This is a genomic window from Streptomyces sp. NBC_00096 (assembly GCF_045041305.1).
GTDB lineage: Bacteria > Actinomycetota > Actinomycetes > Streptomycetales > Streptomycetaceae > Streptomyces.
Genome location: NZ_CP108221.1, coordinates 6,467,440 through 6,491,064 on the forward strand (window position 1 = coordinate 6,467,440; position 23,625 = coordinate 6,491,064).

Genomic DNA, 23,625 nt, shown 5'->3' on the forward strand with positions numbered 1-23,625 from the left:
GGAGGGGCCGTGCACCTCGAATACACGCCCGAGCAGCAGCAGTTGCGCACCGAGCTGCGCGCCTACTTCGCCGAACTGGTACCCGAGGACGTCTACGCCAGGTACGAGGACCCGGCCGCGCAGAAGCGCTTCTACCGGGAGACGATCCGGCGGCTCGGCGCGGACGGCTGGCTCGGGGTCGGCTGGCCCGAGGAGTACGGCGGGCGCGGGATGTCGCCCATGGACCAGTTCATCTTCTTCGACGAGGCCGCGCAGGCCGTCGTACCGCTCCCGCTGATGGCGCTCAACACGGTCGGGCCGACCATCATGCAGTTCGGCACCGACGAGCAGAAGGCGTACTTCCTGCCCAGGATCCTCGCCGGTGAGATCGACTTCGCCATCGGCTACAGCGAGCCGGACGCGGGGACCGACCTCGCCGCCCTCAAGTGCAAGGCCGTGCGCGAGGGCGACGAGGAGACCGGCACCTACGTGGTCAACGGGCAGAAGATCTGGACCACCAACGGCGACACCGCCGACTGGGTCTGGCTCGCCGTCCGCACCGACCCGGACGCCCCCGCCCACAAGGGCATCACCATGCTCCTCGTGCCGACCTCCGACCCCGGCTACTCCTGCACCCTCATCAACACCCTGGCCTCGCACGACACCACCGCCAGCTACTACGAGGACATCCGCGTCCCCGCGAGCCGCCGCGTCGGCCAGGAGAACAAGGGCTGGCGGCTGATCACCAACCAGCTCAACCACGAGCGCGTCACCCTCGCCGCCCACGGCACCATGGCCATCCGCGCCCTGCACGACGTCCAGCGCTGGGCCGCCGAGACCAAGCTCTCCGACGGCCGCCGCGTCATCGACCTCTCCTGGGTCCGCGGCCGCCTCGCCCGCACCCACGCCCGCCTGGACGCGATGAAACTGCTCAACTGGCAGATGGTCAACGCCGTCCAGGACGGCACCCTCACCCCGCAGGACGCCTCCGCCGTCAAGGTCTACGGCTCCGAGGCGCGCCGGGACGCGTACGCCTGGCTGATGGAGGTGGTCGGCGCGGCCGGCTCCCTCAAGGACGGTTCCGCGGGCGCGGTCCTGCACGGCGAACTGGAGCGCGGCTACCGCAGCGCGGTCATCTTCACCTTCGGTGGCGGCAACAACGAGATCCAGCGCGAGATCATCTCGTGGATCGGCCTGGGCATGCCCCGCGTACGCCGCTGACGTGTCCTCACCGTGTCGTGCGCATGCGTACCCGCGCATGCGCACGCGCACGTATGCGCACGAACGCGTGTGCCCCGTCGTGGCCCTGGCGGCGGCGGACGGCGTGCGGTTTCCTGGAAGGTGCTCGCAGACAGCGTTGTGCAGCACGACCGGGCATCGCGGTGGCGATGGCCCGTGGCACCTCAGGACAGCCGCCAGGCCGAGCCGATGGGGGAACTCCATGACCGCCGCACACGAAGTCCCGGACATCCTCTCGCGGGAGTTCGCCGAGAACCCCTACCCGGCCTACCGGGCCATGCGGGAGCACGCACCCCTCATCTGGCACGAGGGCACGCAGAGTTGGATCATCTCGCGCTACGAGGACGTCGCGCGGGCCTTCAAGGACAAGGAATCGCTCTTCACCACGGACAACTACGTCTGGCAGGCCGAGCCCGTGCACGGGAAGACCCTGCTCCAGATGAGCGGCCGCGAACACGCCACCCGGCGCGCCCTGGTGGTCCCGGCCTTCCGCGGCAACGAGCTCCGCGACAAGGTCGTCCCGGTCATCGAGCGCAACGCCCGTGAGCTGATCGACGCGTTCCGCGACACCGGGTCCGTCGACCTGGTGAGCGGATTCGCCTCCCACTTCCCCATCTCGGTCATCGCCGACATGTTCGGACTGGACCGGTCCGGCCAGCGGGCCCTCGGCGGCTGGTACCGGGCCTTCGTGGCGTTCGTCGCCAACCTGTCCGCGGACCCCGAGCAGGCCGCGGCGGGCACCCGGGCCCAGGCCGAGTTCGCCGCGTACATGCTGCCGGTCATCAGCCGGCGGCGCGAACACCTCGGAGACGACCTGCTGTCCGCGCTCTGCACCGCCGAGGTCGACGGCGTGAGCATGAGCGACGAGGACATCAAGGCGTTCTGCAGCCTGCTGCTCACGGCGGGCGCCGAAACCACCGACAAGGCCATCGCCGGCCTCTTCGCGAACCTCCTGGCCAACCCCGAGCAGCTCGCCGCCGTACAGCAGGACCGCGGACTCATCGACCGGGCCTTCGCGGAGACCCTGCGCTACACCCCGCCCGTCCAGATGATCATGCGGCAGGCCGCGGTCGACGTGACCCTGAGCGGTGGCACCGTCCCGGCCGGCGCCACGGTCACCTGCCTCATCGGCGCGGCCAACCGCGACCCCCGGCGCTACGAGGAGCCGGACCGCTTCGACCTCTTCCGCGACGACCTCACGGCGACCACCGCCTTCTCCGCGGCCGCGGACCACCTGGCGTTCGCCCTCGGACGGCACTTCTGCGTCGGCGCGCTGCTGGCCAAGGCCGAGGTGGAGATCGCCACCAACCAGCTCCTCGACGCCATGCCCGACGTCCGGCCGGCCCAGGGGTACGACCCGGCCGCGGAGGGCGTCTTCACCCGCGGGCCCACGTCCCTGCTCGTGGAGTTCACGCCGGTCGCGGGCTGAAGAGCCACCCGTACCGCCGGCGGTCGTCCCGCGAGGGGTGCTCCTGCCGGTGGTACGGGTGGACCCGGCTCCGCGCGCGGGGGCCTCAGACCTGGCCGGCTCCGCCGTCCACGAACAGTTCGACCCCGGTGACGAAGCTGCTCTCCCGCGAGGCCAGGAACAGCGCCGCCGCGGCCACCTCCTCGGGGCGCCCGGCCCGGCCGAGCGGGACCCCGGCGGTCGCCCGCTCGCGTACGGCGGCCGGCGCCTGGGCCAGGGCGGGGGTGTCGATCGGGCCCGGGCTGAGGGTGTTCACCCGGATGCCGCGCCCCGCGAGCTCCAGCGCGAGGCTGCGCGCGAGTGACCGTACGGCCGCCTTCGTGGCGGCGTACACCCCGTACCGCGTGGACGCCGAGGAGCCGGCGGCCGAACCCAGCAGGACGACCGAGGCGCCGTCGCGCAGCAGCGGCAGGGCCCGCTGGACCGTGAAGAAGGCGCCCCGGAAGTTCAGGTCCGAGGTCGCGTCGAACTGCTCCTCCGTGAACTCGGCGAAGCCGCCGGGCGGTCCGCCGCCCGCATTGACGACCAGCACGTCGATGGCCCCGCAGCCCGCGTCCGCGACCGCCGCGTAGAGCCGGTCCAGGTCCGCCACGCGGGAGGCGTCACCGGGTACGGCGACGGCGCCCGCGCCCAGTTCCCGGGACGCCGAGGCGAGTTCATCCGGCCGTCTGCCGGTGATGAAGACCCGGGCTCCCTCCCGGACGAAGCGGTGCGCGGTGGCCAGCCCGATACCGGCGGAGCCGCCCGTGATCACGGCGACCATGCCGTCGAGCTGTCCGCCGGGCGCCCCCGGCCCTGGCCCCGGCTCCGGCCCTGGCCCCGGCCCGGTGTCCGCACCTGTGCCCGTACCCGTTGTCCTGTCCGCTTCCCTGCGCATGCGCGTGCTCCTCGTCGGAGGGAGGGCGGGTGCGGTCCGCCGGCGGGAAAGCCTAGTGGCGCGTACGGAGGGCCGTCCGGTGGAATGCTGGAAGGGCAGGCCGAGCGGTGGGTACGGGAGGAGGGGGCGGGCCATGGGGGACACCGGCGCCACGGGGGGACCCGATCCGGGGCTCTACGGACCGGGCTCCGTCACCTGGCAGTGTCACGGCGACCCGATGATGTGGATCGCCGGGGTCCGCGCGCTCTACCTCCAGGCCCTGCACCCGCGTGCGGTCCGCGGGGTGATGGAGAACAGCGCCGCGCTCAGCGGGGCGAACGGCAAGGGCGACGCCTGGGGGCGGCTGCTGCGCACCGCCGACTTCGTCGGCACCGTCACCTACGGCACCACCGAGGCCGCCGAGCTGGCCGGGGCCCGCGTCCGCAAGATCCACCGCATGCTGTCCGCGACGGATCCCGTCACCGGGGCGCGGTTCCCGGTGGACGACCCCGAGCTGCTCCTGTGGATCCACTGCGCCCAGATCGACAGCTTCCTGCACGTCCTGCGCCGCTCCGGCGTCCCCCTCACCCCCGCCCAGGCGGACCGCTACGTGGCGGAGAACCGGGTCAACGCCCGCCTCGTCGGACTCGACCCGTCCGGGGTGCCGGCCGACACCGTGCAGCTGGCCGCCTATTTCGAGCGGGTCCGCCCCCGGCTCGCCGCCGGCCCCGATGCCCACGCCGTCGACGCCTTCCTGTGCGGGCCGCCCGTCCATCCCCTCCTGATCCCTGGCCGAAACCTTGTGTGGCGCCCGCTCGCGTCCCTCGCCTACGGATCGCTCCCCGCGTACGCGCACCAGCTGTACGGCCGTCCCGCACCGGCCCCGCGCAGCGTCACGCGACGCCTGCGTCTCACCGGTAGCCTGCTGCGCAGCATTCCCGCAGGTCTGCGCTGGCAGCTGCCTCCAGGTCACATCTTGAAAGCGATGCGCCGCATGGGCCCCGGGAGCCGCCCCGCGCCGTACACACTGCGTACGTCAGCGGCCATACTGGACCGGCCGGGGAGGGCGTAGCACGACACACGGGCGACACACGGGGGCGACTTCAAGACATGGCGGAGTCCAGACTGATCCATGGCCGGTACCGGTCGCTCGATCTGATCGGCCGCGGCGGCATGGGCGAGGTGTGGAGGGCCCGCGACGAGTCGCTGGGCCGGCACGTCGCCGTCAAATGTCTCAAGCCGATCGGGCCCGAGCAGGACGCCCACTTCACCCAGGTGCTGCGCGAGCGGTTCCGCCGCGAGGCGCGCGTGGCCGCGTCCCTCCAGCACCGCGGCGTCACCGTCGTCCACGACTTCGGCGACGACAGTGCGTCCGGCGGCCCCCTCTACCTCGTCATGGAACTGCTCGAAGGCCGCAACCTCAGCCAGTTGCTGGAGGACAACGAGGCGCGTCCGCTCCCCGTGGACGTGGTCGTCGACATCGCCGAGCAGATGGCGTCCGCCCTCGGCTACACCCACGACCAGGGCGTCGTCCACCGCGACTTGAAGCCCGCCAACATCATGCGGCTCACCGACGGCACGGTGAAGATCTGCGACTTCGGCATCGCCCGGCTGGCCGCGGACATCGGGTTCACCGCGAAGCTGACCGGCGGCGGCATGGCCATGGGCACCCCGCACTACATGTCGCCCGAGCAGATCGCGGGCGGCGAGGTCGACCACCGCAGCGACCTCTACTCCCTCGGCTGCGTCCTCTACGAGATCGCCACCGGAGCCCCGCCGTTCGACCTCGGCGACTCCTGGTCCGTCCTGGTCGGCCACCGCGACACCGCGCCCGTGCCGCTGCGCGAGCACCGCCCCGAGCTGCCCGGCTACTTCGAGCGGCTGGTGCTCGACCTGCTGGCCAAATGCCCCGATGACCGGCCGGGCGACGCCCGCCACCTGCACCGCAGGCTCGTCGAGGCCCGGCTCGGCCCCGGTGTGGCACCCGGCGCGCACCCGCCGCTGCCCACGTGGGCAGGGGGGATCACCGCCGGACGCAAGGCCGGCCTCGAGGCCCGTCCCGCGAGCGGGGAGTGGGCCGTCCTCACCGGCTCCTGGACGGCCGTGCGCCCGAGCCGCGAGCTCCACGCCGCAGCCCAGGCCGGGCCGCGCGCGGCGCTCCCCGCCGGGTCGGCGGCCCGCGCCGCGCTGCCCGCCGGGTCTGCGGCCGGATCGGCCGGGCCGTCCTCCTCCGGACCGTCCTCCGGCGAGCCGTCCTCCGGGCCGTCCTCCGGCGCAGCGGCTTCCGCCGCGGCCGAAGGCGGGACCGCTTCCTCGCCGGCGGCCCCGGCGGCCCCGGCGGCCCCGGCGGCCCCGGCGGCCCCGGCCGCGCCCGTCGTCGTACGTCCGCGTCCGGCCGAAGACCCCCGGCTCACGGCTGCCTACGGGCTCCCGCGCGGCCCCGGCGCGGCCCCCACGGGCCCCGCCGCGCTCGACGCCGGCCACACCCGCGCCTTCGCCCTCAGCCGGGCCGGCCGCACCGAGGAGGCCCTCGCCGTGTACACGGCCGTGGCCGACGGGCGGGCCCGCGTGCTCGGCGCCGACCACGCCGACACCCTGGCCGCGCGGCAGGAGGCGGCGTACGAGACGGGCCTGCTCGGCCGCCACCAGGAGGCGTACGACGGCTACCGCGCGGTGCTCGCCGCCCGCGAACGGACCGTGGGCCGGATCCACCCCGACACCCTGCGCTGCCGGCACAACCTGGCCTGCGCCCTCGGCGCCCTCGGCCGCTACGCCGAGGCCCACGCCGCCGCCGCCGGGGTCGCCGCCGACCGGGCGGCCGTCCTGGGGGCGGAGCACGCGGACACCCTGCTGACCCGGTACGAGGTGGCGTACGCGCTCGGCCGCCTGGAGCGCTGGGAGGAGGCCCTGGAGGCGTTCCGGCACATCGCGGCCGTCCGGGAGCGGGTGCTGGGCCGCGACCACCCCGACACGCTGGCCGCCCGGTACGAGGCCGGTATCGCGCTCGGCCGGACCGGCCGCTCGGCCGAGGCCCTGGAGCTGTTCCGGGACCTGGTCCGCGACCGCACCCGCGCCTACGGGGCCGCCGACCCGGAGACGCTGCGGGCCCGGCACGTCCTCGGGGTGAACCTCGGCCGCCTGGACCGCTGGGAGGAAGCGGTGGCCGAAGCCCGGCAGGTGGCCGGGGCGCGGGCCCGCGCCCTCGGCGCCGAACACCCGGACACGCTGGTCAGCCGCCGCGAACTCGCGGTCGGGCTCGGCCGGCTGGGCCGCTGGGACGAGGCGCTGCCGGTGTACCGGGACCTGTCCGGCATCCGCGAACGGTCCCTGGGCGACGACCACCCCGACACGGTCGCCGCCCACGCCGACGAGGCCCACTGTCTGGAGCGGCTCGGCCAGGTGTGTTACCAAGAGCCATGACGACCTCGCGGGGCTTCGGGCATGACGTGTACGACGCGGTGATCGTGGGCGGCGGCCACAACGGCCTGGTCGCGGCCGCCTACCTGGCGCGGGCCGGCCGCTCGGTGCTGGTCCTGGAGCGGCTGGGCCACACCGGCGGGGCCGCCGTGTCCACCCGGCCGTTCGCGGGGGTCGACGCCCGCCTCTCCCGGTACTCCTACCTCGTCTCGCTGCTCCCGGCGAAGATCGTGCGCGAGCTCGGGCTGAGCTTCGAGGTCCGCCGGCGCACGGTCTCCTCCTACACCCCCGTGGAGCGCGCCGGTCGCCCCGGCGGGCTGCTGGTCGGCGGCGGCGAGGCGCGCACCCGGGAGTCCTTCGCGCGGCTGACCGGCTCGGACCGGGAGTACGAGAGCTGGCGCGCCTTCTACGGGACCACCGGGCGGGTGGCCGAACGGGTCTTCCCGACGCTGACCGAGCCGCTGCCCACGCGCGCGGAGCTGCGCGCGCGGGTCGACGACGAAGCGGCCTGGCGGATGCTGTTCGAGGAGCCGATCGGGCAGGCGGTCGAGCGGGAGTTCGCCGACGACCTGGTACGCGGGGTCGTCCTCACCGACGCCCTGATCGGCACCTTCGCCGACGCCCACGACCCCGGGCTGGCCCAGAACCGCTGCTTCCTCTACCACGTCATCGGCGGCGGCACCGGAGACTGGGACGTACCGGTCGGCGGCATGGGCGCGCTCACCGACGCGCTGGCGGCGTCCGCGCGGGCGGCCGGGGCGGAGATCGCCACCGGGCACGAGGTGCTGCGCATCGACACGGACGGTTCGACGGCGCCGGCCGAGGTGGCCTTCCGGACGGCGACGGGGGAGGGCCGGGTGGCCGGTCGGGTGGTGCTCGTCAACGCCTCGCCGCGGGCCCTGGCGGAACTGCTCGGCGAGGAGCCCGCGTCACCTGCCGCCGAGGGAGCCCAGCTCAAGGTCAACATGCTGCTGCGGCGGCTGCCCCGGCTGCGCGACGCCTCCGTGGACCCGCGCGAGGCCTTCGGCGGCACCTTCCACATCGCGGAGGGGTACGAGCAGCTCGCGCGGGCCTACGCACAGGCGGCCACCGGCGAACTGCCCTCCGTACCGCCTTCGGAGATCTACTGCCACTCGCTGACGGACCCGACGATCCTGGGGCCCGAGCTGGCGGAGCAGGGCTACCAGACCCTGACCCTCTTCGGACTGCACACCCCGGCGCGGCTGTTCGGACACGACAACCAGGGGGCGCGGGAGGTACTGCTCACCGCCACCCTCGCCCAGCTCGACGCCCACCTGGCCGAACCGCTCACCGACTGCCTGGCCTTCGACGCCGACGGCCGCCCGTGCATCGAGGCCAAGACCCCGCTCGACCTGGAGCGCGAACTGCGCCTGCCCGGCGGCCACATCTTCCACCGCGACCTGTCCTGGCCGTACTCGGACGGGGGCGGCCGATGGGGCGTGGAGACCGCCCACCGCAACGTGCTGCTGTGTGGTGCGGGGGCGGTCCGGGGCGGCGGCGTCAGCGGGGTCCCCGGTCACAACGCGGCGATGGCGGTACTGGGGCACTGACGCGGCCGGCCCTCTCCGGCCGGCCTCTGACCGCTCTTTGACCGCTCTCGGGTCAGGCGACGGGGTCGATCACGACGATCGGGATCTCCCGGCTGGTCTTGGTCTGGTACTCGTCGTACGAGGGCCAGTGCTTGACCATCAGCGGCCAGAACGCGGCACGCTCCTCGGCACTCGCGGTGCGCGCGATGCCCTGCACGACCCTGGGGCCGACCTGGACCCGGACCTCGGGGTGCTCGCTGAGGTTGCGGTACCAGAGCGGGTCCGCGGGGTCGCCGCCCTTGGACGCGACGATGAGGTAACGGCCGTCGTCCTCGCCGTAGATGAGGGGGGTGCGCACGGGCTTGCCGGACTTGCGGCCGACGGTGGTGAGCAGCAGGGTCTGCGTGTTGTTCCAGAACTGCCCCTCCGTCCCGCCCGAACCGACGTACAGCTTGACGTGGTCCAGGGTCCAGCCCGGCTTGGGGTCGATCGGGTTGTCCCAGTCGATGTCGCTCGTAGCACCCATGCTGCTCAGCCCACTTTCGCGTTGAAACCTAAACAACCCTCAACAACGAGCACAACCGCCGCAGGGCACGTCCGTATTCCGCCGGGCGGGGCGGCGCAGCGCGATTCCGCGGCCGCCGGGGCGCCGGGCACGGCCGTCCCGCGTCCTCAGTCCGCCGAGCGGGACCAGCCCGCCGCCTCGATGCGGGAGGCGTCGGCGGGGCGGTCCTCGGCGAAGAGGAGGCGGGAGGGCTCCGCCACGCGCAGGACGTCGACGTAGACCCCGCGGCCCACGTACCGGCCCTGGGCGGTGTGCCGCAGGCGCAGCCGGACCTCGCGGCCGGACCAGGCCGTGAGCGGGGCTTCGAGGCGGTGCCAGATGCGGCCCGACCAGCCCGCGACGGAGCCGTCCGGCCACTGTTCGGCGGCTCCGCCGGTGGTGCGGACGGTGGTGAAGGGGAGCGGCTCCCAGGTCTGCCCGTCGGCGGAGGCCTCCACGTGCAGGGCTCCCGCGCCGGGCACGGTGTCCCACCACAGTGCGCAGCGCAGGCGGGCGGAGCCGGTGGAGGGGGTGAGCGGCGGCAGGGTGAGGGTGCCGCCGGCTCCGGTCTCCATGCCGGAGTACCAGGCCGGGCCGCCGTGCTTCGTGCGGACGGGGACGGCGCGGGCGAAGCGGTTGCCGACGGCGACGCGGGGGGCGCTGCCGGCGCGCCAGGTGCGGACGGGGTGCACGGAGTTGCCCAGGAGGATCAGGAAGGAGTCCGTGGAGGGGTCCAGGACGAGGGAGGTGCCGGTGAAACCGGTGTGGCCGGCGGAGTGCGGGGTGGCCATGGCGCCCATGTACCAGTGCTGGTAGAGCTCGAAGCCCAACCCGTGGTCGTCGCCGGGGAAGGCGGTGTTGTAGTCGGTGAAGAGCAGCTCGACGGAGGCGGGGCGCAGGATGCGCCTGCCGGCGTAGACCCCGCCGTCGAGCAGGGTGCGGGCGAGGATGGCCAGGTCCCAGGCGGTGCCGAAGACACCGGCGTGGCCGGCGACGCCGCCGAGCGCGTGCGCGTTCTCGTCGTGGACCTCGCCCCAGACGAGCCCGCGGTCGAGTCCGGACCAGGGCGGGCGCTGGACCTCGGTGGCGGCCGTGACCCGGCGCCAGGAGAGCGGTGGGTTGTAACGAGTGCGGTGCATCCCGAGCGGAGCGGCGATCTCGTCCTGGAGCAGGAGATCCAGAGTGTGACCGGTGATCCGTTCCAGGAGCAGCTGGAGGGCGATGAGGTTGAGGTCCGAGTAGCGGTAGACCGTCCCGGGTGTCTCCTGCGGCCTCACCGACCACAGCAGTCTCAACTGCCCTGCCCGGGTGGGCTCCTGGTAGAAGGGGGCCCAGGACCGCAGCCCCGAGGTGTGCGTGAGGAGCTGGCGGACGGTGATCACTTCCTTCCCCCCTCCCGTGAACTCGGGGAGGTACCGGCTCACCCGCGCCTCCAGCTCCAGGTTCCCGCGCTCCATCTGCTGCACGGCGAGCAGCGAGGTGAACAGCTTCGACAGGGAGGCCAGGTCGAAGACGGTGTCCTCCGTCATCGCGATGCGCTCGGCGGCCGGGAACTCCCGGGCCCGGTCGGTGCGGCCGTCGTAGTCGGCGTACCGGACGGCGTCGCCCATCGCCCGGTGCAGGGCCACGGTGCGGCCCCGGCCGGCGAGTACCACGGCCCCGGCGTAGTAAGGGTGTTCGGGGGAGGGTCCGAGGAACCGGCGGGCTTCGTCCGCCACCCCTTCGAGATGCTTCTCCAGCAGACCGGCCTGGCGGGCGGAACCGTACCGCAGCCGCAGCCCCTGGAGCGCGCGGCGCTCGGCCGGGCCCCCGGCGGCCCCCGCGGCCCCCGGCAGGGCGGCCTGGAGCACGAGTACCCCGCCCAGCGCCAGCAGCCGAGCCCCGAGCCGCCGCCGGCTGAGCCCGCGCCCGCCGCCGTCACCCGTCGCCGTCCGTTCCTCCATGACCGGTCCTCCCGTCCACCGTCGCGCCCTCCTGAAGTATCTGCCCGCCCGTCCCGCACCTCCCGCACCGACCGGCCCGCAAAGAATCTGACGCTGCATCAGAAAATCTCTTCCCTCGGCGGCCCGGCTGCGGCATCCTGCCGCCCATGGAGACGGAGCTGAGCAAGAAACTGGGAATCGAGCACGCCATCTTCGGCTTCACGCCCTTCCCGGCGGTCGCCGCTGCCATCACCCGAGCCGGTGGATTCGGGGTGCTCGGGGCGGTCCGCTACACGGCCCCCGACGACCTCAAGCGCGACCTGGACTGGATGCAGGAGCACACCGACGGCAAGCCGTACGGACTCGACGTCGTCATGCCCGCCAAGAAGGCCGTCGACGGCGTCAGCGAGGCCGACATCGAGGCGATGATCCCGGCCGCGCACCGCGAGTACGTCCGCGACACCCTCGCCAAGCACCACGTGCCCGAGCTCGCCGAGGGCGAGGCCTCCGGCTGGCGCATCACCGGCTGGATGGAGCAGGTCGCCCGCAACCAGCTCGACGTCGCCTTCGACTACCCCATCAAACTCCTGGCGAACGCCCTCGGTTCCCCGCCCGCCGACGTCATCGCGCGCGCCCACGACCACGGCGTCCTCGTCGCCGCCCTCGCCGGCAGCGCCAAGCACGCCCGCCGCCACGCCGAGGCGGGCATCGACATCGTCGTCGCCCAGGGCTACGAAGCCGGCGGCCACACCGGCGACATCGCCACCATGGTCCTGGTGCCCGAGGTGGTCGAGGCCGTCGCCCCGCTCCCGGTCCTCGCCGCCGGCGGCATCGGCAGCGGCGAGCAGATCGCCGCGGGACTCGCCCTCGGCGCCCAGGGCGCCTGGCTCGGTTCCCTCTGGCTGACCACCACCGAGGCCGACATGCACTCCCGGGCGCTCACCGAGAAGCTGCTCGCCGCCGGTTCCGGGGACACCGTCCGCTCCCGCGCGCTCACCGGCAAGCCGGCCCGGCAGCTGCGCACCGAGTGGACCGACGCCTGGGACGACCCGGACGGCCCCGGCGCACTGCCGATGCCCCTGCAGGGCCTCCTCGTCGCCGAGGCCGTGTCCCGCATCCAGAAGTACGAGGTCCAGCCGCTGCTCGGCACCCCCGTCGGCCAGATCGTCGGCCGGATGAACAGCGAACGCAGCGTCCGGGCCGTCTTCGACGACCTCACCAGCGGCTTCGAGCGAGCCATCGACCGCATCACCCGCATCGCCGGCCGAGCCTGAGGAGTGGACAGGATGACCGATACACCCCCCAACGGTTTCTGGGCCCAGGCCGCCGTCGACCCCGACCGCACGGTCCTGGTCACCCCCGAGGGCGAGGAATGGTCCGCCGCCCGGCTGCACGCCGACGTCAACCGCCTCGTCCACGGACTGCGCGCCGCCGGGTTGGAGAAGGGCGACGTCTTCGCCGTGGTCCTCCCCAACAGCGTCGAGTTCCTCACGGCCTACCTGGCCGCCTCGCAGGCCGGCTTCTACCTCGTCCCGGTCAACCACCACCTCGTCGGCCCCGAGATCGCCTGGATCGTCTCCGACTCCGGCGCGAAGGTCCTCATCGCCCACGAGCGGTTCGCCGACGCCGCCACCGCCGCGGCCGACGAGGCGGCGCTGCCCGCGAGCCACCGCTACGCCGTCGGAGCCGTCGCGGGCTTCCGCTCGTACGGCGAGCTGCTCGACGGGCAGCCCTCCGGCGCCCCCGCGGACCGCACGCTCGGCTGGGTCATGAACTACACCTCCGGCACCACGGGCCGGCCGCGCGGCATCCGCCGCCCGCTGCCCGGCAAGCTCCCGGAGGAGACGTACCTCGGCGGATTCCTCGGCATCTTCGGCATCCGGGCCTTCGACGACAACGTCCACCTGGTCTGCTCGCCGCTCTACCACACGGCGGTCCTGCAGTTCGCGGCCGCCGCCCTGCACATCGGGCACCCGCTGGTCCTGATGGACAAGTGGACGCCCGAGGAGATGCTCCGCCTGATCGACGGGCACGCGTGCACGCACACCCACATGGTCCCGACGCAGTTCCACCGGCTCCTCGCGCTCCCGCAGGAGACGAAGGACGCCTACGACGTCTCCTCCATGCGGCACGCCATCCACGGCGCCGCACCCTGCCCCGACCACGTCAAGCGGGCGATGATCGACTGGTGGGGCCGGTGCGTGGAGGAGTACTACGCGGCCAGCGAGGGCGGCGGCGCCTTCGCGACGGCCGAGGACTGGCTGAAGAAGCCGGGAACCGTCGGCAAGGCCTGGCCGATCAGCGAGCTCGCCATCTTCGACGACGACGGCGAGCGGCTGCCCGCCGGTGAACTGGGCACCGTCTACATCAAGATGAACACGGGCGGCTTCAGCTACCACAAGGACGAGGGCAAGACGAAGAAGAACCGCATCGGCGACTTCTTCACCGTCGGCGACCTCGGCCTGATGGACGAGGAGGGCTACCTCTTCCTCCGCGACCGCAAGATCGACATGATCATCTCGGGCGGGGTGAACATCTACCCCGCGGAGATCGAGTCGGCCCTGCTCACCCATCCGGCGGTCGCGGACGCCGCGGCCTTCGGCATCCCGCACCCCTCCTGGGGCGAGGAGGTCAAGGCGGTCATCGAGCCCGCCGAGGGCTTCGCGGGGAGCGACGCGCTGGCGGCGGAGATACTCAACCACTGCGAACGGCAGCTGGCCGGGTACAAGCGGCCCAAGACCGTGGACTTCATCGAGACGATGCCGCGCGACCCCAACGGCAAGCTGTACAAGCGCCGGCTGCGCGATCCCTACTGGGAGGGTCGCGAGCGCGCGATGTGAGCACCGCGCCGGCCCTTCGGGGCCGGCGCGCCACGCCCGGAGTTTCGTGAGAAGTGCCACGTCAGGGGCGTGAGGGCGGCTGTTGCGCCGCACAGACAGGACAGTTCTGGCAAGTTGGCTGATATGAGTACGGCAACGCACAGAACCCCTCTGACCGACTGGACCGTCGTGGTCCCCGTGGTGGCGCTCGTCGCGCTCGCCTTCAGCTGGGGACGCGATCTGCCCTCGCTCGCGGTGGCCCTGGTGGCGCTCTGCCTGGCCGGCGCCGTGCTGGCGGCGGTCCACCACGCCGAGGTCGTCGCGCACCGGGTCGGCGAACCCTTCGGCTCCCTGGTCCTCGCCGTCGCCGTCACCGTCATCGAAGTGGCCCTCATCGTCACCCTGCTGGCCGACGGCGGGGACAAGACCGCCTCCCTCGCCCGCGACACCGTCTTCGCCGCCGTCATGATCACGTGCAACGGCATCGTGGGCCTGTCCCTGCTGGTCGGGGCCCTGCGCAACCGCGTCGCCGTCTTCAACGCCGAGGGCTCCGGCGCGGCCCTCGCCACCGTCGCCACGCTCGCCGTACTCAGCCTCGTGCTGCCCACCTTCACCACTAGCAAGCCCGGCCCCGAGTTCTCCACGGCCCAGCTGGCCTTCGCCGCCGGAGCCTCGCTCGCCCTCTACGGCCTCTTCATCGCCGTCCAGACGGTCCGTCACCGCGACTACTTCCTGCCCGTCGACACCAAACGGATCCGCAAGGAGGCCGCGCAGGCCGCCGCGGCGGCGGCCGCCGGCGAGGAGGACGAGCACGCCGAGCCGCCCACCGCACGCGCCGCCCTGATCAGCCTCGGACTGCTGCTCGTCGCACTCGTCGCCGTCGTCGGCAACGCCAAGGCCGTCTCCCCGACCATCGAACGCGGGGTCGCCGACCTCGGTCTGCCCTACGCGGTGGTCGGCGTGATCATCGCCCTGCTCGTCCTGGCGCCCGAAACCCTGGCCGCCGTCCGCGCCGCCCGCCGCGACCGCGTGCAGACCAGCCTCAACCTCGCCTACGGCTCCGCCATCGCAAGCATCGGCCTGACCATCCCGGCCATCGCGCTGGCCTCGGTCTGGCTCTCCGGGCCGCTGGTGCTCGGGCTGGAACCCCTGCACATGGTGCTGCTCGCGCTGACCGTCGTCGTCGGCGCCCTCACCATCGTCCCGGGCCGCGCCACGCTGCTCCAGGGCGGTGTGCACCTCGTGCTGCTGGCGGCCTACCTCTTCCTCGCCGTCAGCCCCTGAGCGGGCCCGTACGGCCGTCCGCCGTCCCGGTTCGGGAGGCGGGCGGCCGTTCGCGCGCCGGGCGTCAGCGCCGTTCGCGCGGCCAGACCACCTTCAGCCGGGGCGAGGTGAGGATGTCCCACTCGCAGAACCGTGCCTTCACCCAGCGCTCCTGGGAGAAGAGCCGCGTCTGGTCGGCGTAGTCGGCCGCGTTCGGGTTCGAGGACTGGCTGTACGTCAGCAACGTGCGCGCCACCGGGCAGCGGCTGCCGTCCCAGCCGACCGCCTGGATGTGGCTGGAGCCGTGCACGACCTCCGGGTAGCCACCGGCCGCCGCGTTCCACGGAGCCTCGACCTTGTTCCAGACGCCCAGCGCCTCGGTACCGCCGCTCACCGGCAGCTTCTGCCCGCCGCGCACCACGAACTGGTGCTCCCCGAGCGGGGCGTCCAGCGCGATGCCCGCCGCCCTCAGCTCCGCCACCGTGTCGGCCAGGGCCCGCCCGATCCCGGGCGCCGCCCGGTTGAGCGTCCGGGGCGTCCGCACCGGATCGGCCGCGTCGAAGGGCACCAGCCACAGGTCCTTGGCCGTCGTGCCAGCGGTCAGCTTCCGCCAGAACCGGTCGAAGAGCAGCGCTCCACGGCTCGAGCTGTCGGCCGTACGGTCCCAGGCCGCCAGTACCCCGCAGGCCGCCGAGACGTCCACGGCCGCGCCGTCACTGCCCGTGGCCGTACCGCCGGGCAGTGCCGTGCAGGCCCGCGCCGCGTCGGCCGCCGCCAGGTCACCGGCCGGGACCCGGTTCGCGAACTGCTGCTCCTGCAGGTCCGCCACCGTCAGCCCGCCCCTGGCGGCCATGGCCGAGACGTCCTCCAGGGCGCCCCGGGTGCGCAGCGAGCGGGGGGTGGCGACGGTGCCCCAGATGCGCTCGTAGCCGGTGAGCGGCTGCCCGGCGTTGGCCAGCCAGGCACTGTCGTTGGAGTTCTCCGCGTACGCGGAGTCGCGCAGCGTCGGCGCCTTCCCCGGGCCGAACACCCCCGGCTGGACCGCGTCCGGGTCCGAGCCGGGTGCGCAGTCACCGCGCGAACCGTCCAGCACCGCCAGTCCCGAGGACGGGTACGTGGCCCGGCCGAGCGGGGTCGAGCAGCGGGCGGCGAGCTCGTCGGTGATGCGGGGGAGCACCTGGGACTGGGTGAAGAGGGTGCCGCCCGCCGAATCGGCCGCCACCGTGTTGACCCAGGGCAGTCCCTGCGTGCGCCGCAGGGCGTCCTGGATGCCGGCGACCGAGCGGGCCCTGCCCATCGCCAGCGCGGTGTCGGAGCCGCGCAGGTTCGCGGCGTTGGGATCGGCCAGCGCGTAGGCGGTGGCCGTGGTCCAGGGCAGCGGGAGGCTGCCGCCGAGGCCGGAGACGACCGGGCCGTAGCGGGTCCACCACTGGGTCCGGGTCACCGGGGCGCCGCCCGCCACCTGGACGCTGACCCTGCGCTCGGTCATCCGCTCCGGCTTGCCGTCCACCAGATAGGCGGTCGGGTCGGCGGGGTCGAGGGCCAGCTGGTGCAGGTTGACGGGGGTGCCGGTGGCCACGGTGTGGCTCCAGGCCACCTTCTCGTTGAACCCGATGTTCACCACGGCGGTGCCCAGCAGGGAGCCGCCCGAGACGTTCAGTTCGCCGGGGATGGTCTGCTGCGACTGCCAGAACCGGCGGCCGCCCTGCCACGGATAGTGCGGGTTGCCGAGGAGCAGGCCGGAGCCGTTCGCGGTGGTGGAACCGGCGAAGGCCACCGCGTTGGACCCCATGTCGTAGCGGGTGGTGTCGAAGAACTCCCGGGCCGCCTCGGCCGCCCTGCCCGGATCGACCTCGTCGCGGGCGGCCGCAGCGGCACCACGGGCGCCCGGAGCGGCACCATGGGTGCCCGCGCCCGGGGGCTGCGCCGTGGTGATGCCGTCGACGGCGCGGCCCTGGCCGCCGAGCACCGAGACGGCGAACCCGCGGGCGGCCACGTCGGTGACGGTGACCGGACGCACCCAGGCGGCGCCCTTGCAGGCCGGGTCGGTGATCCTGTTCTGGGCGAGCCAGGCGTTGTAGCCGGCGGCCCAGCCCCGCATCAGCTCCTTGACCTCGTTGCCGGGCCCGGCCGGCGCGGGCGTGCCCAGCAGCTTCTCCACGGTGCCGGAATCGCGGACGCCCTTGAAGTACAGGTCGCTGGAGAGGTTCCCGGCCGCGGAGGAGAGCGAACCGTCGGGCGCGGCGTCCGGGCCGAACCACCGCGAGCGCTCCCCGGAGACGGTCAGGAAACCGTCGGCGAGCACGCACACCTGGTCGGCGGCCTGCGCCCAGCCGGTGCCGAAGCCGAGGTGGGCGTAGTCCTGGGCGAGGATGTGCGGAATGCCGTTCTCCGTGTACCGGATGACGGCGGACAGACCGCCGCCGGAGGGGCCTGAGCCCAGGTCCCGGGCGGCGGCCCCGGGTATCGCGGCGGTGGCGGCCAGCAGGGTGAAGCCGACGAGGACGACACGGCGACGGCGTGAGCGGATGCGTGAGCGTGAGTGGGTGCTGGTGCTGGTGCGACGGTATCCCTCGAGAAGGTGTCCGTGAAGGAAGCGCAACGTACCTCCCAAATAGCCTGCGGATGGGCGTCATCGCCCGTGCGGGTGGGTGGTGCTCCTGTGCCCCCACACTCATGCAGGCCACCTGACGCCATGTCAACATCCCGTTTGGTATCCCCGGGGTCATTGACCTTGCGCGCAGGAGGAGACGAGGATCCCGGTATGACGGCAGTGCGGCAGAACACGGTCGACGGACTGGTCCACGACAGCGCGCTGCGCGTCCCGGACCGGGTGGCGCTCCGCTACCGGACAAGGACCTGGACCTACGCGGAACTCGACGCGGCCGTCTCCTCGGGCGCGAGCGTACTGCGCGAGCGCCACGGGCTGGCCGAGGGGGACCGGGTCGCGACCTTCGGGCACAACTCCGACGCCTACCTCCTGGCCTTCCTCGCCTGCGCGCGGGGCGGGCTCACGCACGTCCCGGTCAACCAGAACCTCACCGGGGAGGACCTCGCGTACATCCTGGAGAACTCCGGGAGCGCGCTCGTCCTCGCGGACCCCGACCTCGCCGAGCGGATCCCCGCGGGCTTCCGCGTACGGCCGCTGCGCGACGCGCCCGGGTCCTTCCTCGCCGAACTGGAGGAGTACGCCGGGCCCGGGCCGTCCTCCTCGCCCTCCGAGGACCCTTCCCGGCTGGCGCAGTTGCTGTACACCTCCGGCACGACCGCCCTGCCGAAGGGCGCGATGATGACGCACGAGGCGCTCTGCCACGAGTACGAGAGCGCGATCGCGGCCCTCGACCTGGCGGAGGAGGACCTGCCGGTGCACTCCCTGCCGCTGTACCACTCCGCGCAGATGCACGTGTTCCTGCTGCCCTACCTGGCGGTGGGCGCGCGGAACACGGTCGTGGACGCCCCGGCGGCCGCGGGGATCTTCGACCTGGTGGAGGCGGGGGAGGCGGACAGCCTGTTCGCGCCGCCGACGGTGTGGATCGGGCTGGCCAACCACCCGGACTTCGCCGTCCGGGACCTGTCCGCCCTGCGCAAGGCGTACTACGGGGCGTCGATCATGCCGGTGCCCGTCCTGGAACGGCTGCGCGACCGGCTGCCGGGGCTCGGCTTCTACAACTGCTTCGGGCAGAGCGAGATCGGCCCGCTGGCCACGGTCCTGCGGCCGGAGGAGCACGAGGGGCGGATGGACTCCTGCGGGCGGCCGGTACGCCACGTGGAGGCGCGGGTCGTCGACGGGGACGGCGCGCAGGTGCCGGACGGCACGGCCGGCGAGGTGGTCTACCGGTCCCCGCAGCTCTGCCTGGGCTACTGGAACGACGCCGAGGCGACGAAGAAGGCTTTCCGCGACGGCTGGTTCCGCTCGGGGGACCTGGCGGTCCGGGACCCGGAGGGGTACTTCACGGTCGTGGACCGGGTGAAGGACGTCATCAACTCGGGCGGAGTGCTCGTCGCCTCACGGCAGGTCGAGGACGTGCTCTACACCCATCCCGGGGTGGCCGAAGCGGCGGTGATCGGACTCCCGGACGAACGGTGGATCGAGGCGGTCACGGCGGTGGTGGTCCCGCGCGACGGGGTGACGGAGGCGGAGCTCCTGGCGCACGCCCGCGACAGGCTCGCCCACTTCAAGGCCCCGAAGCGGATCCTCTTCGTGGACGCCCTCCCGCGCAACGCGAGCGGCAAGATCCTCAAGCGCACCCTCCGCGACCGGTTCTCCGACCCGGCCGGGCACACGGGAGCGAACGGCTGACCCGGAACACGCGCCCGACCGATGTGCGGTGCCCCGGCCCGCCGCACCGGGACGATGGTGGTTCCCCCCCGTCGTCCGGTGACGGCGGAGCCGGCGGTGTCGTCGACCGAAAGTTGCTGTCATGGAGCGTCTGCCCGCGGATCCGACGATCCTCCACCCGATTCCCGGCCAGCCACGCGTGGTTCTGCTGAAGCCGCTGGTTACCTCGCCGCTGATCGAGGTCGGCGAGTACTCGTACTACGACGACCCGGAGGATCCGACCGCGTTCGAGACCCGCAACGTGCTCTACCACCACGGGCCGGAGCGGCTCGTCATCGGGAAGTTCTGCGCGCTGGGCACCGGGGTCCGGTTCATCATGAACGGAGCCAACCACCGGATGGACGGCCCCTCCACGTTCCCCTTCCCCATCATGGGCGGATCCTGGGCCGAGCACTTCGACCTGCTCACCGGCCTTCCTGGCCGGGGGGACACCGTCGTCGGCAACGACGTCTGGTTCGGGTACGGCACCACGGTCATGCCCGGAGTGCGCATCGGGCACGGCGCGGTCATCGCCTCCGGCTCCGTGGTCGTGGACGACGTTCCCGACTACGCCGTCGTCGGAGGCAACCCGGCCCGGGTCATCCGCACCCGGTATGACGGCGGGGATGCAGCCCGGCTGCTGGATCTTGCCTGGTGGGACTGGCCCGTGGAGCACCTCACGGCACACATCCGGACCGTCATGTCCGGGAGCGTCGCCGACCTCGAGGCGATCGCGCCGAAGGCCTGAGCCTCCCCTTCGCCCACTCGGTTCAGGCGGGCGGGGGTCCGGGGGTGCCCAGGCGTTTGCGGACGAGGTGTTCGTGAAGCTGGCGGCCGATCAGGGCGCCGCCGTAGACCACGAAGCCGACGCCGACGAGCCAGGACTGGACCACCAGGAGGGTGCCGAACGGGCCGTACGTCACGGCGTTGGAGGCGATCAGCGGGGAGAACACCAGCTGGGAGAAGATCCGCAGGCCGAGGAGGCCCAGGCTGGTGGCCGCCGCACCCGGGAGCAGGGCGCGCCAGCGGACCCGGCCGCCCAGGAGGATCCGCTGGGAGGTCCAGAAGAACAGGCAGGTGCCGATGAGGTCGCCCGTGGTGCCCAGGATCGTGCCGACCACGTCGTCCGAGGGGGAGGGGATGGCGACCAGGAGGCCGAGGTAGCAGACCAGCAGGGCGAGCCAGACGACGTGCAGCCACATGGTGTGCCAGCGGGCCGTCGGGAGGTCCCAGACCTTCTCGTACCCGGTCTGCACGGCGGAGCCGAAGGTCAGACCGAAGACGGCGAGGGCGGCGAGACCGAACGCGGTGGTCTGCTCCAGCGCGAGGTCCGCGGCGCCGAACAGCATCTCCACCCGCTCCCGGGAGAACTCCGTCACCCCGAGGGCCTGGCCGAGCCAGCGGCCGAAGCCGGAGCCGCTGCCGGGGGCGGCGGCCGCGACGACGACCAGGAGCGGCACCAGGGTGAGGAAGCCGAGGGCGGCGAAGCCCATCGCCCGGTGCATCAGCTCCATCTCCCGGCCACGGCTCCACGCCAGCCCGGCCGGGGAGGCCTGGAGCCGGTCGCGCAGCCGCCGGAAGATCGAGGTCACACCTCTCTCCCTACCCGGACGGGCCCGCAGGCTCCCGGTAGGCCCCCCGAAGTGGGCCCGAAGGGGTGGATTTGCCGCCGGCGCCAACAGAGCCGCCGCTGCGGACCCGGACCCGGACCCGGACCCGGACCCGGACCCGGACCCGGACCCGGACCCGGACCCGGGGTCCGGCCTAGGGCTCGCGGAGGTCGATCATGCGCTTGATCTTGCCGACCGACCGCTCCAGGGTCTCCGGGTCCACCACCTCCACCGCGACCGACACCCCGATGCCCTCCTTGACGGCCCGCACCACGGAGGCGGCCGCGGCCTCCCGCTGACCGGCGTCGCTCTCCCGGCGCGCTTCCACCCGTACGGTCAGGGCGTCCAGCCGGCCCTCGCGGGTCAGACGGAGCTGGAAGTGGGGAGCCAGGGCCGGTGTCCGCAGGAGGACCTCCTCGATCTGCGTGGGATAGAGGTTCACCCCGCGCAGGATGATCATGTCGTCGCTGCGGCCCGTGATCTTCTCCATCCGGCGTAAGGCCGGACGGACGCTGCCGGGCAGCAGCCGGGTCAGGTCCCGGGTGCGGTAGCGGATGACGGGCATCGCCTCCTTGGTGAGCGATGTGAACACCAGCTCGCCGGGCTCGCCCTCCGGCAGCACGGCGCCCGTCAGCGGGTCGACCACCTCCGGGTAGAAGTGGTCCTCCCAGATGTGCAGACCGTCCTTGGTCTCGGCGAACTCCTGTGCGACACCCGGGCCCATCACCTCCGACAGTCCATATATGTCGACGGCGTCGATGGCGAGGCGTTCCTCGATCTCGCGGCGCATCTCCTCGGTCCACGGCTCGGCGCCGAAGATGCCGGTACGGAGCGAGGTGGCGCGGGGGTCGATGCCCTGGCGCTCCATCTCGTCCAGCAGGGTCAGCATGTAGGAGGGGGTGACCATGATGACCTCCGGCCGGAAGTCCTGGATCAGCCGGACCTGGCGGTCCGTCATGCCGCCCGAGGCTGGGACGACCGTACAGCCCAGGCGCTCCGCGCCGTAGTGCGCGCCCAGGCCGCCGGTGAACAGGCCGTACCCGTACGCGACGTGGACGATCTGGCCCGGTCTGCCGCCCGCCGCGCGGATGGAGCGGGCGACGACGTCCGCCCAGGTGGACAGGTCCCCGTCCGTGTAACCGACGACGGTCGGCCGGCCCGTGGTCCCGCTGGACGCGTGGACGCGGCGCACCTCGGACCGCGGGACGGCGAACATCCCGAAGGGGTACTGGTCGCGCAGGTCGGTCTTGGTGGTGAAGGGGAAGAGGGAGAGGTCGGACAGGGAGCGGCAGTCGTCGGGATGGACCCCGGCCTTGTCGAAGGCCTGCCGGTAGAAGGGCACCCGGTCGTAGGCCCGCAGCAGGGTCGCGCGCAGCCGTTTCAGCTGGAGCGCCGCCAGCTCGTCCCGGCTCAGCCGCTCGCCCTCGTCCGCAGTGCCCCGGTCCGCAGTGCCCCCGTGGCCCTTTGCGCGTGCCGTACCGATGTCGTCCTTGCCGCTCATGCCGCCCACCCCATTTCGAGTTAACCGACCGATCATTCGGTAGACTGCCGGACCGTGGCGGCCAAATCAATTACTCGAACGGGTGATCGTCTGCTGGGATTGCCCCCATGTCGATCTCCACACCCGCCACCAGCACCTTTACCTTCACCACGTACGACGGAACCGAACTCGCGTATCACGTCCGGGGCGAAGGCGAACCGCTCGTCTGCCTCCCCGGCGGCGCCATGCGGGCCTCCGCGTACCTGGGCGACCTCGGCGGACTGTCCGCCGGGCGCCGGCTGATCCTGCTCGACCTGCGCGGCACCGGGGACTCCGCGATCCCGGCGGACGAGTCGACTTACCGCGTCGACCACCAGGTCGCCGACGTCGAGGCGCTGCGGACCCACCTCGGCCTGGAGGACGTCGACCTGCTCGCCCACTCCGCCTCGGGCAACCTCGCCCTGCTCTACGCGGCGGCCCACCCGGCGCGCGTGCGCCGGCTCGCCCTGGTCACCCCGACCTGCTGGGCTGTCGACCTCGCGGAGTCCCCGGAGGTCCGCCTCGCGGACGTCCGCCGGCGGGCGGGCCGCGAGCCCTACGACACGGCGCTGGCGGCCTACGAGCGGGCGCTCGCGGCCTTCGCCGCCGGAGGCACCCCCGACGACGCCGACTGGGCGGCGTCGATGCCGCTCGCCTACGGTCGCTGGGACGAGACGGCGCGCGCCCACGCGGCGCTCAGCCCGGTTCAGAAGAACGCCCGGGCGTCCGCCGCCTTCGCCGGCCCCGGCGCCTTCGACCCGCCCGCCACCCGTGAGGCCCTGCGCCGGGTCACCGGCGAGGTGCTGGTCCTGGCCGGCGAGCTGGACTCCAACCCCTCCCCGACCCTCGCCGCCCGGCTCGCGGAGCTCTTCGCGCGGGGCGTCGCCGACGTGCAGCCGGGCGGCGCGCACTTCCCGTGGCTGGACGACGGGAACTGGTTCGCGGCCCGCGTCGAGCGGTTCCTGACCACCGGTTCCTGACCACCGGTTCCTGACCACCGGTTCCTGACCACCGGTTCCTGACCACCGGTTCCTGACCACCGGTTCCTGACCACCAGTGCCTGACCGCCGGGGCACGGCCACCGAGGCCCGACCGTCGGCACCTGACCCGCACCCTCGCGG

Annotated in this window: 17 protein-coding genes; 11 read left to right on the top strand and 6 right to left on the bottom strand. The window is 73.2% G+C overall.

The annotated features are described in order from the left end of the window. Positions 1 to 9: 9 nt before the first annotated feature. Positions 10 to 1,200, top strand: a complete 1,191-nt coding sequence (locus OG904_RS28745; RefSeq protein ID WP_405498335.1) for an acyl-CoA dehydrogenase family protein — start codon at positions 10 to 12, stop codon at positions 1,198 to 1,200. A 220-nt stretch (positions 1,201 to 1,420) separates the two neighbouring features. Beyond that, complete coding sequence (locus tag OG904_RS28750; protein ID WP_405495870.1) at positions 1,421 to 2,647, top strand: cytochrome P450; 1,227 nt, start codon at positions 1,421 to 1,423, stop codon at positions 2,645 to 2,647. 85 nt (positions 2,648 to 2,732) lie between these two features. Here the strand turns inward: OG904_RS28750 and OG904_RS28755 are convergent, their stop codons facing one another. Beyond that, a complete protein-coding gene (locus tag OG904_RS28755) occupies positions 2,733 to 3,449 on the bottom strand; it encodes an SDR family oxidoreductase (protein WP_405498337.1) in 717 nt (238 codons plus the stop codon). Positions 3,450 to 3,696: 247 nt separating this feature from the next. Between OG904_RS28755 and OG904_RS28760 the strand changes: the two genes are divergently transcribed. From OG904_RS28760 to OG904_RS28770, 3 genes are read left to right on the top strand one after another with little or no spacing between them, the layout of a single operon-like run. Then, positions 3,697 to 4,614, top strand: a complete 918-nt coding sequence (locus OG904_RS28760) for an oxygenase MpaB family protein (protein WP_405495872.1) — start codon at positions 3,697 to 3,699, stop codon at positions 4,612 to 4,614. A 38-nt stretch (positions 4,615 to 4,652) separates the two neighbouring features. Then, a complete protein-coding gene (locus tag OG904_RS28765) occupies positions 4,653 to 6,962 on the top strand; it encodes a protein kinase domain-containing protein (RefSeq protein WP_405495874.1) in 2,310 nt (769 codons plus the stop codon). Continuing rightward, a complete protein-coding gene (locus OG904_RS28770; protein ID WP_405495876.1) occupies positions 6,959 to 8,530 on the top strand; it encodes a phytoene desaturase family protein in 1,572 nt (523 codons plus the stop codon). Before OG904_RS28765 ends, OG904_RS28770 begins: the two co-directional genes overlap by 4 nt. Positions 8,531 to 8,582: 52 nt before the next feature. Here OG904_RS28770 and OG904_RS28775 read toward each other — a convergent pair whose 3' ends face one another. Beyond that, a complete protein-coding gene (locus tag OG904_RS28775; protein ID WP_405495878.1) occupies positions 8,583 to 9,035 on the bottom strand; it encodes a nitroreductase family deazaflavin-dependent oxidoreductase in 453 nt (150 codons plus the stop codon). Positions 9,036 to 9,181: 146 nt separating this feature from the next. Beyond that, positions 9,182 to 10,996 (bottom strand): serine hydrolase, encoded by a 1,815-nt coding sequence (locus tag OG904_RS28780; protein WP_405495880.1) that lies wholly within the window; start codon positions 10,994 to 10,996, stop codon positions 9,182 to 9,184. A gap of 146 nt (positions 10,997 to 11,142) precedes the next feature. Here OG904_RS28780 and OG904_RS28785 point away from each other — a divergent pair, with 146 nt between their 5' ends. The 3 genes from OG904_RS28785 to OG904_RS28795 all read left to right on the top strand — a co-directional run bounded on the left by OG904_RS28785 (position 11,143) and on the right by OG904_RS28795 (position 15,078). Continuing rightward, the gene (locus OG904_RS28785) at positions 11,143 to 12,249 is read left to right on the top strand and encodes a nitronate monooxygenase (protein ID WP_405495882.1); all 1,107 of its coding nucleotides are present in this window, start codon (positions 11,143 to 11,145) and stop codon (positions 12,247 to 12,249) included. A gap of 12 nt (positions 12,250 to 12,261) precedes the next feature. Beyond that, positions 12,262 to 13,815, top strand: coding sequence for an acyl-CoA synthetase (locus OG904_RS28790; protein WP_405495884.1), 1,554 nt, complete (start codon positions 12,262 to 12,264; stop codon positions 13,813 to 13,815). Between the two features lie 123 nt (positions 13,816 to 13,938). Continuing rightward, positions 13,939 to 15,078: a calcium:proton antiporter gene (locus OG904_RS28795; protein WP_405495885.1), complete on the top strand. Its 1,140-nt coding sequence runs from the start codon at positions 13,939 to 13,941 to the stop codon at positions 15,076 to 15,078. Positions 15,079 to 15,142: 64 nt separating this feature from the next. On the opposite strand, the gene OG904_RS28800 is transcribed toward OG904_RS28795, so the two are convergent. Further along, positions 15,143 to 17,587, bottom strand: coding sequence for a penicillin acylase family protein (locus OG904_RS28800; RefSeq protein WP_405498339.1), 2,445 nt, complete (start codon positions 17,585 to 17,587; stop codon positions 15,143 to 15,145). A 234-nt stretch (positions 17,588 to 17,821) separates the two neighbouring features. Between OG904_RS28800 and OG904_RS28805 the strand changes: the two genes are divergently transcribed. Beyond that, positions 17,822 to 19,357, top strand: a complete 1,536-nt coding sequence (locus OG904_RS28805) for a fatty acyl-CoA synthetase (protein WP_405495887.1) — start codon at positions 17,822 to 17,824, stop codon at positions 19,355 to 19,357. Between the two features lie 121 nt (positions 19,358 to 19,478). Next, positions 19,479 to 20,123, top strand: coding sequence for a CatB-related O-acetyltransferase (locus OG904_RS28810; protein WP_405495889.1), 645 nt, complete (start codon positions 19,479 to 19,481; stop codon positions 20,121 to 20,123). Between the two features lie 22 nt (positions 20,124 to 20,145). Here the strand turns inward: OG904_RS28810 and OG904_RS28815 are convergent, their stop codons facing one another. Together OG904_RS28815 and paaK are read right to left on the bottom strand one after the other, a co-directional pair. Then, positions 20,146 to 20,967, bottom strand: coding sequence for a YhjD/YihY/BrkB family envelope integrity protein (locus OG904_RS28815; RefSeq protein ID WP_405495891.1), 822 nt, complete (start codon positions 20,965 to 20,967; stop codon positions 20,146 to 20,148). A 172-nt stretch (positions 20,968 to 21,139) separates the two neighbouring features. Then, entirely contained in the window at positions 21,140 to 22,486 is a 1,347-nt protein-coding gene (gene paaK / locus OG904_RS28820) for a phenylacetate--CoA ligase PaaK (protein ID WP_405495893.1), read from the bottom strand. A gap of 107 nt (positions 22,487 to 22,593) precedes the next feature. On the opposite strand from paaK, the gene OG904_RS28825 reads away from it, so the two are divergent. Continuing rightward, complete coding sequence (locus OG904_RS28825) at positions 22,594 to 23,484, top strand: alpha/beta fold hydrolase (RefSeq protein ID WP_405495895.1); 891 nt, start codon at positions 22,594 to 22,596, stop codon at positions 23,482 to 23,484. Positions 23,485 to 23,625 lie beyond the last annotated feature (141 nt).

Bases quoted from the DNA above. Each gene is read 5' to 3' on its own strand.
- OG904_RS28750 (WP_405495870.1), top strand. From the start codon at position 1,421: ATGACCGCCGCACACGAAGTCCCGGACATCCTCTCGCGGGAGTTCGCC.
- OG904_RS28755 (WP_405498337.1), bottom strand. From the start codon at position 3,449: ATGGTCGCCGTGATCACGGGCGGCTCCGCCGGTATCGGGCTGGCCACC.
- OG904_RS28760 (WP_405495872.1), top strand. From the start codon at position 3,697: ATGGGGGACACCGGCGCCACGGGGGGACCCGATCCGGGGCTCTACGGA.
- OG904_RS28765 (WP_405495874.1), top strand. From the start codon at position 4,653: ATGGCGGAGTCCAGACTGATCCATGGCCGGTACCGGTCGCTCGATCTG.
- OG904_RS28770 (WP_405495876.1), top strand. From the start codon at position 6,959: ATGACGACCTCGCGGGGCTTCGGGCATGACGTGTACGACGCGGTGATC.
- OG904_RS28775 (WP_405495878.1), bottom strand. From the start codon at position 9,035: ATGGGTGCTACGAGCGACATCGACTGGGACAACCCGATCGACCCCAAG.
- OG904_RS28780 (WP_405495880.1), bottom strand. From the start codon at position 10,996: ATGGAGGAACGGACGGCGACGGGTGACGGCGGCGGGCGCGGGCTCAGC.
- OG904_RS28785 (WP_405495882.1), top strand. From the start codon at position 11,143: ATGGAGACGGAGCTGAGCAAGAAACTGGGAATCGAGCACGCCATCTTC.
- OG904_RS28790 (WP_405495884.1), top strand. From the start codon at position 12,262: ATGACCGATACACCCCCCAACGGTTTCTGGGCCCAGGCCGCCGTCGAC.
- OG904_RS28795 (WP_405495885.1), top strand. From the start codon at position 13,939: ATGAGTACGGCAACGCACAGAACCCCTCTGACCGACTGGACCGTCGTG.
- OG904_RS28805 (WP_405495887.1), top strand. From the start codon at position 17,822: ATGACGGCAGTGCGGCAGAACACGGTCGACGGACTGGTCCACGACAGC.
- OG904_RS28810 (WP_405495889.1), top strand. From the start codon at position 19,479: ATGGAGCGTCTGCCCGCGGATCCGACGATCCTCCACCCGATTCCCGGC.
- paaK (WP_405495893.1), bottom strand. From the start codon at position 22,486: ATGAGCGGCAAGGACGACATCGGTACGGCACGCGCAAAGGGCCACGGG.
- OG904_RS28825 (WP_405495895.1), top strand. From the start codon at position 22,594: ATGTCGATCTCCACACCCGCCACCAGCACCTTTACCTTCACCACGTAC.